Origin of the sequence: Paenibacillus sp. Root52 (assembly GCF_001426865.1) — a bacterium.
Classification (GTDB): domain Bacteria; phylum Bacillota; class Bacilli; order Paenibacillales; family Paenibacillaceae; genus Paenibacillus.
Genome location: NZ_LMFO01000003.1, coordinates 160,920 through 174,002, shown reverse-complemented (window position 1 = coordinate 174,002; position 13,083 = coordinate 160,920). Strand labels below are relative to the sequence as shown.

Below are 13,083 nucleotides of genomic sequence, written 5' to 3'. Positions count from 1 at the left end.
ATCAATAACCCGAAATCAGTTCGCGCAGCTCGCTAACGATAACCGCATGTGATTCCGTTCCTTCCCCATAACGTTTAGCCATTTCCTGACGTGCCACAGCAATATTATCCTGATAATCTGCCGCATCACGATCTGGATTAAGACGTTTGAACTCAACCATTACTTCTTGTACATGCTGTGGACGTGGTCCCCACTGACCAAGCACATGACCACCTGTGTCTGCAAAAATAACGATTGGCACGGAACGTCCGCCCATAGTCAGGAATTCATCCATCACTTCTGGATGGTTCTCCATAATAAGCACTTCTGTCGGTATGCCAGAGATTTCTAGAGCCTGAAACACAACCGGGATATTACGTACAACATCGCCGCACCAGTCCGCAGCAAGAATCAGCACACGCAGATCATCGCGGTAGTTAAGGCTCTCAAAAAACTCACGATCCTCTTCGTTAGCCCAAGTAAAGCTATCATAGTTAGCCTGAAATTCACTTTGGTTCTTCGTCATACTCTCAATAAATTCTTTAGGAGGCAGACCTTTACCGAATTTGTGAGACAAGTTAGGTTTACTCATTACTCAACACTTCCCTTCTTTTTACGAGCATTCATCCATTTAATTAGTACATAAATAATCATAAGAGCCAGAGCTACAAGTAAAATTGGCATAATGTACGGTGCTGCTTTTTCATCAATATGTTCCCATTGATCTCCAAGAATCATCCCTAAATATATAAACAAAGCAGTCCAAGGTATAACAGCGAGGGTAGTAAGCATGATGAATTTGCCTGTATGCATTTTCGTGATGCCAGCCGGGATTGAGATAGCATGCCTTACCACTGGAACAAACCGCGCCGTGAAAATGACACCTGTACCATACCTGCGGAACCACTCTTCGGAATGGTCGATATGTTTTTTCTGGATGAGTATGTATTTCCCGTAGCGTTCCAGTACAGGTCTGCCGCCATAACGGCCAATCCAGTAAATAAATAGCTGTGCAAGCACACCGCCAACTGTACCGAAAATCATAGCACCGAAAAAGTTAATGTTTCCCTGTGATACGAGAAAACCTCCATACGCCAGCACAATTTCACTTGGAATGACCTCAAGCATTAATCCAAGCATGATCCCAAAGTATCCAAGACTTTGAATCCAATCGAACAATTGGCTGACTATGTTATGAATAACGTCCATCTCAACCCTCTTTCTTCATCCTGATTAGCAGTGCCTTTTCGCACTATGGATGTTCGTCCCTATTTTATCACAGGGCTGTAGACGTTGCTACATTGCCCAACTGGGATTGTGTCCTGTAAGAGGAACTCCGCATATGGTATCGGAAGAGGAGCGTGATGAGATGTCAAGCAAAACCACACCCGGTACTCCCCCGGTAAAACATAACATGCCTGGTCAGAAGTTGCCCTCGGCAAGAGGCATTCGGCGCGCATGCAGCAAGGAGTTATATCGTACAGCCAAACGACTCAAATTGTACGTTTCCCCCGAACTAATGAAGCAAGCAGAAGAGCTATATTACGGTAAAGTGATTGGCAATCTGCTCTGGATCGGGGAAAATCGCGATAATCGCAAAAAACTGTGTGATTGGTGGAACGCAGACGTAAGCTCAGAGCTTGCTGCATTATGGAGCGTGGAGCTAGAGCCTCTTCAGCGTGCATTTCAACAGGCATTTGGTGGTTATCGACTATAGAGAAGTGAAAGCGAGAGAGCGGGAGCAGCTTTTTTCTATTTTCCTGTCCTCTCCGCTCTCATGTGTTACAGTTGAGCCGGTGTAGATGGGTCAGCGAACGCTGCTGGAATCTTTAGAAAAATAGGCTTTGGCAGCTATCGTTCGCAGCCTATCTTCATACACGGTCGCTGCTTGGTGAAGTGCGAAATGGCGGTCATTGCGATCATTACTCATCGCCACTTCTTCAACCAACTGCCTATAACGTTCAACGATATGCACTCCAGCCGCAGCGGTCTGCCTGGCTTGATCCAGTTGCCCTACCTTCAACTCTTGCTGCGCGATCTGCTCCATCCAATATAAAGCGCCGAAATGAAATGTAGCATCATACTTGTTCAATGCAATGGCCTCGTTAAAATAGTGTATGGCTTGTTCGCTCTTAAGCGATCGGGCTGTGAGTTGTCCTAATTCAAAATACATTCTGGCATCCGATTGGGTATGGGACAGGCTCTGTCGCAGCATCTTCTCTGCATCGACCATAGGAAGTAAACGAGCTAGCGTAATGGCGATATCTGAACGGTATGGATTCGCTCGGGATGCCTGAATAAGTATCGTTGCTTGTTCCTCCGATAGATCCGTTGATTGCACGACTTGACGATAATGCATTTCCGCTTCCATTTGCTGGCTAGCCAGCCAAGCTATCCCGCCAATCCAACAAACCGCAGTAAGTACGATCAAACCAGTTGTAGTCCATATATTCACCATTTGATATTTATGTATAAGATCCCCTATCTCATACCTGTATCGAGAGAATACCGTTTGAGAATATGCTTCACCGTGTTTCGCTTTCCCCCATTCATGCTGCCTTGAAGGAATTAGCTTCGTGCTACATCCGAACGGTGAAACAGATGGACTATGTTCCAAAATCCTCCCTTTTGGACTGTGCACGGATGATTGTGCTCCCAGCGTTTGATGCACATTGAATCGCAAGGCATATGCCCAGCCACCAATCCAGATAAACATCATCCACAGTAATGTGAAGCTCCAGTCAAAATCAATTGCACCGTGAAGACCAAAAACTAGGATGCAAGGAACTAGGTGAGTGGCATTTCGCCATACGATGCGTATTGTTGATATAAACCACAATACAACGAGCGCTAGTCCGATTATGCCGGCATCCAGCGCAAGATCAAGGATGCCGCTGTGAACCTCGCCGCCAACATACGGCGAGGATTGTATGGCGCGATACATGCCGCGCCATGTCTCTCCCCCGTGGCCGAGCCATGCGGCCTCGGTCCACAGCTTCAGGGCGTCCTGCCACATCCGTAGGCGGGACAGCCCTGTACCGACACCTGCCGCGAGACGCTCGGCGGTGGAGGCCACGGCTAGCGTGGCTGCGGCAACTGCCGCCAGCGCTGTAGCCGTTATGGCGGCTGCGCGCGAACTCGCGCTGCCGTGCCATAATCGGCACAGCAGCAGCGTGCCGAGCAGCGCAGCTGCCCATGCCCCGGCCAGTGCCAGCAGGCCGGGCACAGGTGCAGGCGCCAGTTGGGCAGCAGCCAACTGGCGGTGAAGCCACGCCGCGCTCGCCAGAGGCGCGGCCGTGGCCAGCAGCAGCGGCAGGCGGAATGCACGCCGCTGTAGGGCGAAGGCGCAACCGGCTGCGCAGCCGGTTGCCAGCCAAGCGCCGCGCGACTCGCTCAGCAGGAGCGCGGCGATCGCGGGCATCAGCGGCGCTGCAGCCGCGATGAGCTGCCTGGCGCGCGGCGGCTGTGCGGCTCCAGGCTGCACGCCGTGCTGCGGTCGCCAGCCGATGACGCGCGCGGCGGCGCCTAGCCGCTCCAGTGCGTACATGCCGACTACGGCACCGTACGCATTGGGGTATTGCAGCAATCCGCCGAGCCGTGCTCCAGCTGAGCTTATCTCAGGGTCGGCTGTTCGCATGACCCCAAAGGGCAGCGGCATTATACCGCACACGGTTAAGATGCCGCTTAACACCAGCACGCCGCCTGTAATCTGCCAGCCGAGCCTAAACCATCCTGCTCCTTGCGGCAGCCAAGCCAATATTACTACCAGCAGAGCAAAGATGGCTAGCAAGCTCCAACGAAGCATTTCGTCTAAACTACCCTGTGTACTCTGTGAGCCGGTCAACGCATGCAGGGCAAAGCATACCATCATACCTAACGGCCAGAGCGTCCACGAAAAATAACCCAAGGCAGGTAACTGTATCGACTTATCCTCTGACTGGGCCAGACCGAATTCATTTATGTTAGGCAACCTTCGTTTAGACTTCATTTGGTGTACATAATATGATACGAAGATGAATGCGAGTAATGCCCCTGCACAAGCCAACAAGAGAATTCCATAAACATCACTGGCGTAAAACAATCCCCGGCGTAGAGATGCCATCCACAAGAGCATACAAACGATCAACCCCATTGCTGCGGTTAAGCATGATTCCAGCGAATTTCTCCCTTTTCGTTTGGACGTATCCCTCTCTGCTGACACATGGCACCTCCTATCTGTATCTCTAAATTCCTTATACTGTGTCGTCGTCTTTATACCAAGCTGCTACATATATCTACCTAAGTGACGAAGCAATTCCGATTCGCTTTCATAAGCTTTCCCATTCAATGATTATCAGTATGGTCAGGATCTGTAGGAAACATAAACGAGCCTACTTTTGCTTCACCGTTCCAATCTATCGACAGTTGCATTTCACCATTTCACTCTACTCATCCCACGCTACTCCATTAATCGCTCTTCCCTGAAAAGCACAAATAAGGCTAACCAATCATTACTGGCTAACCTAAAAAAACAAAAAAGCCAGCCAGAACAATTCTGGCTGAACTTAACAAACGAATACGCAGAAGCCCCTTTACAGGGAACTTCTGCCGCATTTATTGAACGTATCGTTGTGGTTAATGAGTTTTAGTTCCTGAGTTATGGATTAGCCATGTCCCTTCATTAACAGTTCTTACAATCACTTGAAGCAGTAGCTTCATCTATGCCTAACGCTTCCCGAGAACCGCCTCCTGGCAACAGATCTGCACAAGCTCGTTCCAGATACGGATCGGCATGAATGAAATCACGGAACGCTGTGTACTCATCCCACAACTGCTTCGTTGGACCTGCTTGGCCTCTTACAGCTCGTATGAGTATATTTTTGGGCGTATGTTCCATATCGATAAATTCGAGCAATTGCGTTTTGTATCCCATTAGATCCAGCAATTTAGCACGAATGGCATCTGTCGCGAGTGCAGAGAAGCGCTCTTTGAGAATACCATGGGATAACAATGGATTCATGACCGTAGACTCGATCTGCTCAAACAGCTCATGCTGACAGCATGGAACCGATAAAATAACGGAAGCTCCCCAACGGACTGCTTTTTCTAATGCCGCATCTGTCGCCGTATCGCAGGCGTGTAGTGTTACGACCATATCTACTGCATTCAGCTCATCATAGTCTGCGATGTCTCCAACTAGAAACTTCAGATCACCATAATGCAGCTTATTCGCTAGATCATTACAATGCTCGATGACATCCGCTTTCAGATCCAGACCTATAACTTTCAAGGATCTACGTTGCTGCACGGACAGGTAGTGATACAGAGCAAAGGTCAGATACGATTTACCACAGCCAAAATCAACAATGGTCAGCGGACGCCCCTCAGGTAAATGGGGAATCACATCTTGAACCATCTCAAGGAAACGATTGATCTGTCTGAACTTATCGTATTTACGAGCCAGCACCCTACCTTCCTCATTCATAATTCCTAGCTCAACTAAGAAGGAAACAGGTACCCCATCCTCCAGCACATATTGCTTCTTGCGATTGTGGGACAGATCCACAGCCGTCTTGGATGCGGATTTGGTTAGAATCGAGACTTTATATTTTTTGCTGATCAAAATTTGATAGTCTGCTTCTGTGGTACAGAGCAGCCCTTGACGAAACGTCTCTTCGGCCAGTTCAGTCATGCGTTCAGTCGCTTCAGCCGGAGTCAAATTCTCATGCAGCACTTTGTTGTTATAATGAAAAGCGAATTGATAATGCAACTGATTTTTGAGCGTTACCGGCTTGACTTGCACTTTCGTATACGAGACATTGTCCCGTCTGCGCAGCTGGCTCCAGGTCGCCGTAATCAGCGAGTTCTGTTCAAAGATGTCTTGTATAAGCTTTCGCAATGAATCCACGGGGGTACATCTCACTTTCGATTTGGTTTGGTCAACCGTTACCATACCACAATTCCGTCCCCGCTCCAAGCAAGGACATCTAACAAGCGGTGTTCCTATCCGTTTGCCATTTCCCGATCTAACTGGGTAAGCCCCTCTTCCACTTCCTCACGAGGGAGTCCTCCCGCCTCAAGCTTGGCATCTTCAAGTTCACTTAGCCGTTCATAGAATGCCTGCACATCATGACGATAATTCACAGGATGCTCTCCACCAACATGCAACAGCCTATACCAGCTGTTCTCTGCCTGATCATACTTTCCTTGCTGTTCACGGTACATGGCAAGCTGCTTCTCCGTTCGTGCAGGTCGTTCGTATTCTTTGGTTAGTTCCAGAATGGACTCGGCACGATCCGGCGCATCCAGCAGTTTCGGATTGGCTCCGTGATTTAGTGCATATAGATAAAAATGAAGAGATTTCATTAATCGAATGAGTTCTTCATCTAATGAATGCTGTCGTTCCTCATCACCTATGCCTTCAACCTTCGCTTTTTCACCATATATATAAGCTTCCTCTTCAAGTAGGCGTGCCGCTTGCTGCAAATTATCTACTTCAATTATGCCACGAAAACGGAACAGCTCGATAACATCCTCTGCAGGCAAAGAATTCAGCAAAGACGAATTCAAACCAAAATTCCTGCGAAGTAATTCATCTAGTTCGGACAGCGCCTCGGCATGTTTCCGCTGTTGCTTCAACGTGAACACTTTGCCGATCGCCTCAGTCATTTCCTCCACCATGCGGAGCAGATAGTCTTTTCTGAACATCCAATATGCCCCCTTAACGTTCGCTTGTTGATCCATACCTCGGCCTAGCTAGTCTTTCATTGCGTGTTCAAAAAGGACGGACTTTGAACAACCTCTATGAACATTATTTTAATGCATGCACTATCAAAAAGCCAAAGTACGCCGTTCCAGCCGTGTCCTTATACCGTAAAAAAACCTCTGCCTTCCCGAATAAGGAATTTGGCAGAGGGTTTATATATATGGATCATAGATATTAAACGGTTAAATGGATCATCACTTTATGCTGTAAATGAAGCTAAGCCATAATCCTCCGTTCCATGCGTTATTTCGATGAAGACAATCCATCCATAAATTGCTTAATCACCTGAATTAACTTTTCCGGTGCCTCGTACATGCTCATATGTCCTACTCCAGGAATTACCGCTTGTACAATATGTGGCTTATCACTTGTGAAGGTGCGTTCTGGCGGAATAACAGCATCCTTCTCTCCTGCAACCAACAGTACAGGTAATGGTGTAGCTGACAATACATCACGACGATCTGGACGTTCACGCATAGCGAGCGCAGCGCCAGCAGCTCCTTGTGGTGCTGTCTGATACCCAATTTCTTTCACACGTGTAACTTGTGCCGACATGGACTCTACATGCTCTGGGGTAAATAACGCGGGAACCAAACCATCCACGAAATTCACAATTCCGTCCGTCTGTATCGTTGACACGGCACGAAGTCGTTTTTCTTTCCCCTCTTCGCTATCCGGGTAAGCCGTTGAATGAATCAAACCAAAGGCATTGAGTCGTTCCGGATGACGCTGAGCAATAGACAAGGCGATGTAACCTCCCATGGAGTGACCGAGCAGCGTTGCCTTCTCTACCTTTAACTCATCCATTAATTGCAGCACATCATTGCCCATCTGATCAATCGTATAACTTCCTACAGGCGCATCCGTTTTCCCGTGTCCCCGCAGATCAGGCACGATACAGCGGTAGTTTCGTGCAAGCTCAGGTACCACTTCATCCCAATAGGACGAACTGCCACAATATCCGTGGAGTAAGATCAGCGCATCTCCTTGACCTTGTTCAGCATAACAAATCGTCGTTCCATCACACATCACTTTTTCCATATGTATCCCTCTCTCTACACATAATAAATGCACTTGCGTTCATTGTAATGAATCTGGTTCATTCACTTCAAGTTCGTGTTCAAAAAGGGTGGTTTTCAGTACCGAGAAGATGGAATGAAGATAGAAATGAAGTAGCGGAGCGTAGGCAAATCTACGTGAGCAACGGACATTTCGGCTGAATTCCATATTCGAAGCTGAGATGCCAACAGGCATCCTTCGTAATCAAAAGCAGACTTTTTGAACAACCTCTCAAGCTGAAGCTCAGGTTGTATATTATTAAGCTTTCCTATCAGGAATGAAACGTTTGCCCCGAAACTGCTGCTTTCAACACGGCTTCTGCAATCATGTGGGACATGTTCATCACCTGGTGAAGAGACGTCATTTGCAGCACAGTATATGGTCTTGGCCCATTCGCATTCACCACAGCGGCTACACTATAATGTCCGACGGATGGCAGGTTGCCCCCTACGGATTCAGCTGGAGTCAAGGCCTGATTAAATAGGTAAAAGTGACCTACCGCAGTCTTTGGCCCCAGACACGCATCAATGGCAATGATGACATGATGTGGCGGGATGGATGCTAGCTTCTGTTGTAGCGTGTCTGCATCACAAGGATATGGCATTGTTCCTATAACATGCCCCACTCCTTTTCCCTCCAGCAAACTCCCTGTTAACGGCCCAAGTGCATCACCTGTAGAACGATCCGTACCAATACATACAAAGGTGATCTCATCTGGGGAGTGAACCTGGTATATGTTGTGGAAAAACAAGTCCAGCTCTTCTCCCTGCACACTTCTACGGGTTTCTCGATTCTGCTTGCGGATCAATTCCCGCTTATATGCTGCCAAAAACGTTTCCTCCTTCGCACATCGCATAGATGTCGACTGTTGTAGTATCCATCATTTTACCTGATGCCCTCTTTTCCCGCAAAAGCATTCGCCTGAGCCTGTCCAATCATGATACAATGACAACAGTTTCCGATAGGGAAAGGATGGACATAACGATGGATTTAACGCAAGCAAGTACTGCCAATATGGAATATATGATTGAGGCAATCAAAACCAAATTGCGGATGGCGAGTGGAGCCGCAATGCAAGGATCATCTTTTCCACTGGAAAAGTATGAAGACCTTCATGATCTGTATGAGATGGTTATGGGAAAAGAACACTTGAGCATCTCTGAGGTTGAAGCCGTAGCTTCTGAACTTGGTAACCTGCGCAAGTAACTTCTTTGCTGTCAGATTGTCAGACATCATGATGGCAGACTGAAGTTGATACTACACCGTAGAGTGTAGCGAAAGAAACCTTAGACAGAAGAGGATCTATTCTCCACATCATAGTGGGAATAGATCCTCTTCTGTTCATTTATTTTCCAATATTCATAGGTACAGATTCAGTACGAATCCGAGTCATCCTGAAAACTAAAGCATCAGAATATAACTCCTTATGGTAGATCAATCAGTACAAATTCAGCAGGCTCTTTGCCCGTTCCAGTGATCTGCAGATCACAGCTCTTACGAATTCGTGCTGCATCTCCCGGTTTAAGATCAAAGTTGCCATCAGCACATTCAATGGAGATATGACCACTGATCAGGAAAAGGTGTGTACGCCTATCTTCATGTTGTGGATACATTAGCTTTTTGCCAGATTCCAATTTAGACATATAACATGTTACATCCTGATGAATAGGTAACGCATCCTCCGTGCCTTCTCCAGCTTGCCCTGACACGATAGGGCATAACCGGTTCAGATGATCCTCCGGCTGAAAACGCCGGTTGGTATACGATGGCTCGGCTTTCCGTTCAGAAGGCAAGAACCACATTTGCAGAAAACGTACCGGCTCCTCTGTTGAAGGATTGGTCTCCGAATGCTCGACTCCCGTCCCCGCACTCATCACCTGTACGGTTCCTGGTTCCAGCAATTCTTCTGTTCCCATTGTATCTGTATGCTTCAACGTTCCTGAAATGACATAACTAACAATCTCTAGATCATGATGTGGATGTCTCTTAAAGCCCTCTTGCGGCATCAGCGTGTTGTCATTATGAGCTAACAGGCAGCCAAAATGGGCATTGCTTGGGTCATCATAATCTGCAAAAGAAAAGCTAAACTCACTGTGTATCCAACCGCGATCCGACGTGTGCCTTTCTTCCGATGTCACTACTTTAATCATGTTCATCCACCTCCAAGGGTTAGAGCTGCCAGTATCTCTTAGCAGCCTTCGTATATACGAATGGTATAGATTCATACCAGTTGGTATGTCATGTTTACCCTTGGTTAGAGCATTCTAATCACGCACTTTAGGGAGTGCCTGAAAACTCCGAAGACGCAGATTTTGCCGAATTTTCGTTCCAGGCCAGGAAGTTTTCCGCAGGCGTGCCGGGGCACGTCAAGGGAAAGTGACGCAGCAAGGGGCGAAAAGAGGGTAAAAGATGCACTTCAGCGAGTTTTCAGACACGACTTAGTTCAGTTTATACGCTTTTTTTAGTTGATTGTAAAACGAATTCACTCTCTGCACGTCCTACAATGATGCCAGCATCATTTCGGATATCTGGTGGATATACTTCGCGTAACCTTGCAATAGTTGCTTGGTTCGCATAACCAATTTGCTCAAGAATCGACTGGGCAATCCAAGCCCATTCTTCCTCTGAACCATCAAGGATCTTAAAGGTGATGCCTAATCTTTCTTTTTTGAGTGCAAAACCGAATACACCCTTGAATCCGCCCTTGGCTACGATGTTGTCGTCTTCCAGTAGAACAGAATCCACGCGATGAGTCCCACCTACCATAAGTGGAAATTCGTTCATTGCCGCTGTAATGGTCTCTACCGCACTGCGTGTCGAAGCATCCTCGATTAGATCTGGACAGGCTAATTTCAGATAAGCATTCGATAATGCTGATAATGGCAACGAAAATACCGGAAAGCCGCAGCCATCCGTCCCTAGTTGAATTTCATCCTTCTCAATCCCAGCCATATACGCCATCGTCTCCAAAATCTCGCGCTGTACCGGATGTTCTCGCTCAGCATAACTGCCCAGATCAACCTTCTTCATCTGACTGTATCCAAGAATACCTAAGTGTTTCCCCGAACAGTTATGCAAAATCCGGCGCTTCTCTCCCTGACCGCGCAACCATTCATTTCGACTCTCCTCATTTAGAGGGTAACTCGCCGCACAGACTAGACATTCTTCTCCCAGTCCAATTTTGGCAGATAACTGCTCCAATACTTGGATGTGAGCTGGTTCCGATCGGTGTGAGGATGCCATAATAGCAATCTCTTGAGCTGACAACCCATAGTGAGACGCAACTCCTGCACGAATACCTGGAATAGCTTGAAACGGTTTGGCTGATGAACGCGTAAACGCTCTAAAATGTGGATTACCTACCGAATAAACCACTTTACCGTATTCGTCTGTAATACTTATGTGACCGTAGTGGGCGCACTCCATCTCGCCAGCACGGTATTCTTTAACTAACAGGGCACTCTCCATGCGAGTTCTCTCCTTTATGCTCCCATAATCATATCTGCTTTGCGTCACGACGCCGCATGGGATATCTTAATTAGTATAGTACAAAAACTTCATTTTTACAGTTTTTTCGACATATCTTTCGGGTAAAGCATTAACCATATTCCTATCTGACTACATCAACGGAGGAGATACTCATCATGCTACGTAACGCCCAGTCCTCACCGAGCTTTTTGGCTAAATCAAATTCACCAATTCGTACCCTACTTATATGGAGTATCGCAGGCATTGTCATAAGTTCTGTCGTTGTATTTCTTATTGCTGCTCTTGCCTACATCCTGGGCGCGGATGTGATTTTGCAATGGGATCATCAGATCCAACGTTTATTTTATCTTCATTCTGAAACTCGTCTTCAACTGTTTCCTTTCACTTCGTTTATTACTGCGCTTGGATCCTTTAAGATCTCTGCACTCGCAGCCATCGGCTTCACGTTCCTGTTTTTCTTACAGCGAATTCCTCGATTCTACTTGTATGGATATGCGTTATTGGGCAGTTTCGCCATTATGTGGGCACTGAATACTGGATTAAAGGAGATTTTTCAACGAAGCAGACCCGAGCTTGAGCATCTATTAGTTGTTCACGGTTATAGCTTCCCTAGTGGACATGCCATGATTTCCATGGGCTTTTACGGTATGCTCTTCGTCATCTGGGCTATTGAATGGCAATTGCGGACATCCAGACCAGGAATTCCTATTTTATGTGGCATCATATTTGTAACGTTGATTGGTCTAAGTCGGATCATGTTAGGTGTTCATTATCCTTCCGATGTTTTCACTGGATTTATGGCGGGTCTAGCTTGGATTATCTGCATGATCCCTGGTATTAGACAACGGAGCTAAGAGCGGGTCTAAGCCACATCACATATAAATTTCCAACCCTCTAACTACAAGTTTAACTGTTTCACCTCGAAGCACGGCGTTTATATACGAAGTAAGCAAACGCGAACAGACAACATCCTACATCAAGTTTAAAGGAGGCGGTTGTTATGTGGGGCATTATTATCAGCATAATCATGGCGGTCATTATTGGTTTGATCGGAGATGCACTTGCCGGTCACAACATGCCCGGAGGTATCATCGGCGCAATGATTGCCGGATTTGCAGGAGCCTGGTTAGGAGCACTTTTGCTTGGTAACTGGGGACCAGTTATCGGTAACTTTGCAGTGATTCCAGCCATCATTGGTACAGCGCTCTTTGTGTTCTTGCTGGGGCTTGTGTCCAGACTGTTCAGACAGGCTGCCTGATCGGTCAACAAGGTGTTCGTTGTTTCGTTATCCGTTTCTTAATCTGAAGAAGGAGTGATTGAATATGAATAAAGCAGAAGAACAATATCCTGTACAGACGGGTTCCACTTTCGCAAAAGGAATTTTCATCGGAGGTTTGCTAGGTGCAGCAGCAGCATTGCTCTTTGCTCCTAAGCCAGGACGTGAATTGCGTGGTGACCTTTCCGAGAAAGTCGGCATGGTTACTGATCGTACCAAGGAAGTTGCATGCGTAGTAGGTGATAAAGCATCCGAATTAGCCAAAACGGTATCTTCTAAAACGTCTGATATTGCAAAAACCGTGAATCAAGGTCGCAATGACGTTATGGATTCCGTGCGTAGAGCTTCGACGGATATCGCTAACGAAACATCCAAAGCTTCGAACGAGGTTGCTGTAGCAGCTGAAGAAGCAAAGGATGATGCACGTAAAGAGCTGAATTCAACCAGTCTGATGAAGATAGAAATGGAGTAGCGGAGCGTAGGCAAACCTACGTGAGCAACTACATTGTTTCCGAAGGAAACAAACTTCGTAAGC

General features: G+C 47.0%; 14 protein-coding genes. 5 read left to right on the top strand and 9 right to left on the bottom strand.

Annotated features, from left to right (window positions below):
* Nucleotide 1 precedes the first annotated feature (1 nt).
* The gene (locus tag ASD24_RS06785; protein WP_056693430.1) at nt 2-571 is read right to left on the bottom strand and encodes a thioredoxin family protein; all 570 of its coding nucleotides are present in this window, start codon (nt 569-571) and stop codon (nt 2-4) included.
* On the bottom strand, nt 571-1,188 hold the full coding sequence (locus tag ASD24_RS06780) for a DedA family protein (protein ID WP_056693428.1): 618 nt from the start codon (nt 1,186-1,188) through the stop codon (nt 571-573). Before ASD24_RS06780 ends, ASD24_RS06785 begins: the two co-directional genes overlap by 1 nt.
* Nucleotides 1,189-1,348: 160 nt before the next feature.
* Between ASD24_RS06780 and ASD24_RS06775 the strand changes: the two genes are divergently transcribed.
* Nucleotides 1,349-1,696 carry a dehydrogenase gene (locus ASD24_RS06775; protein WP_082560313.1) on the top strand — a complete coding sequence of 116 codons (348 nt, stop codon included), beginning with the start codon at nt 1,349-1,351 and terminating at the stop codon, nt 1,694-1,696.
* A 90-nt stretch (nt 1,697-1,786) separates the two neighbouring features.
* Here the strand turns inward: ASD24_RS06775 and ASD24_RS06770 are convergent, their stop codons facing one another.
* The 5 genes from ASD24_RS06770 to yyaC form a co-directional block, all read right to left on the bottom strand.
* Entirely contained in the window at nt 1,787-3,235 is a 1,449-nt protein-coding gene (locus ASD24_RS06770; RefSeq protein ID WP_327205231.1) for an O-antigen ligase family protein, read from the bottom strand.
* Nucleotides 3,236-4,639: 1,404 nt separating this feature from the next.
* The gene (locus ASD24_RS06765; RefSeq protein WP_442952581.1) at nt 4,640-5,866 is read right to left on the bottom strand and encodes a class I SAM-dependent methyltransferase; all 1,227 of its coding nucleotides are present in this window, start codon (nt 5,864-5,866) and stop codon (nt 4,640-4,642) included.
* Between the two features lie 95 nt (nt 5,867-5,961).
* Nucleotides 5,962-6,666 (bottom strand): DUF6483 family protein, encoded by a 705-nt coding sequence (locus ASD24_RS06760; protein WP_056693419.1) that lies wholly within the window; start codon nt 6,664-6,666, stop codon nt 5,962-5,964.
* A gap of 301 nt (nt 6,667-6,967) precedes the next feature.
* On the bottom strand, nt 6,968-7,765 hold the full coding sequence (locus ASD24_RS06755) for an alpha/beta fold hydrolase (RefSeq protein WP_056693417.1): 798 nt from the start codon (nt 7,763-7,765) through the stop codon (nt 6,968-6,970).
* A gap of 289 nt (nt 7,766-8,054) precedes the next feature.
* Nucleotides 8,055-8,612 (bottom strand): spore protease YyaC, encoded by a 558-nt coding sequence (yyaC, locus tag ASD24_RS06750; RefSeq protein WP_235540433.1) that lies wholly within the window; start codon nt 8,610-8,612, stop codon nt 8,055-8,057.
* A gap of 155 nt (nt 8,613-8,767) precedes the next feature.
* Between yyaC and ASD24_RS06745 the strand changes: the two genes are divergently transcribed.
* On the top strand, nt 8,768-8,989 hold the full coding sequence (locus ASD24_RS06745; protein WP_056693416.1) for a DUF1128 domain-containing protein: 222 nt from the start codon (nt 8,768-8,770) through the stop codon (nt 8,987-8,989).
* 218 nt (nt 8,990-9,207) lie between these two features.
* Here the strand turns inward: ASD24_RS06745 and ASD24_RS06740 are convergent, their stop codons facing one another.
* Both ASD24_RS06740 and ASD24_RS06735 read right to left on the bottom strand, forming a co-directional pair.
* Complete coding sequence (locus tag ASD24_RS06740) at nt 9,208-9,933, bottom strand: pirin family protein (protein WP_056693413.1); 726 nt, start codon at nt 9,931-9,933, stop codon at nt 9,208-9,210.
* Nucleotides 9,934-10,231: 298 nt separating this feature from the next.
* The gene (locus ASD24_RS06735; RefSeq protein WP_056693411.1) at nt 10,232-11,251 is read right to left on the bottom strand and encodes an asparaginase; all 1,020 of its coding nucleotides are present in this window, start codon (nt 11,249-11,251) and stop codon (nt 10,232-10,234) included.
* A gap of 176 nt (nt 11,252-11,427) precedes the next feature.
* Here ASD24_RS06735 and ASD24_RS06730 point away from each other — a divergent pair, with 176 nt between their 5' ends.
* From ASD24_RS06730 to ASD24_RS06720, 3 genes are all read left to right on the top strand, one after another.
* Nucleotides 11,428-12,126 carry a phosphatase PAP2 family protein gene (locus ASD24_RS06730; protein ID WP_056693409.1) on the top strand — a complete coding sequence of 233 codons (699 nt, stop codon included), beginning with the start codon at nt 11,428-11,430 and terminating at the stop codon, nt 12,124-12,126.
* 146 nt (nt 12,127-12,272) lie between these two features.
* Nucleotides 12,273-12,530: a GlsB/YeaQ/YmgE family stress response membrane protein gene (locus ASD24_RS06725; RefSeq protein WP_056693407.1), complete on the top strand. Its 258-nt coding sequence runs from the start codon at nt 12,273-12,275 to the stop codon at nt 12,528-12,530.
* Nucleotides 12,531-12,594: 64 nt separating this feature from the next.
* Nucleotides 12,595-13,020 (top strand): YtxH domain-containing protein, encoded by a 426-nt coding sequence (locus tag ASD24_RS06720; RefSeq protein ID WP_056693406.1) that lies wholly within the window; start codon nt 12,595-12,597, stop codon nt 13,018-13,020.
* The last annotated feature ends 63 nt before the right edge of the window (nt 13,021-13,083 follow it).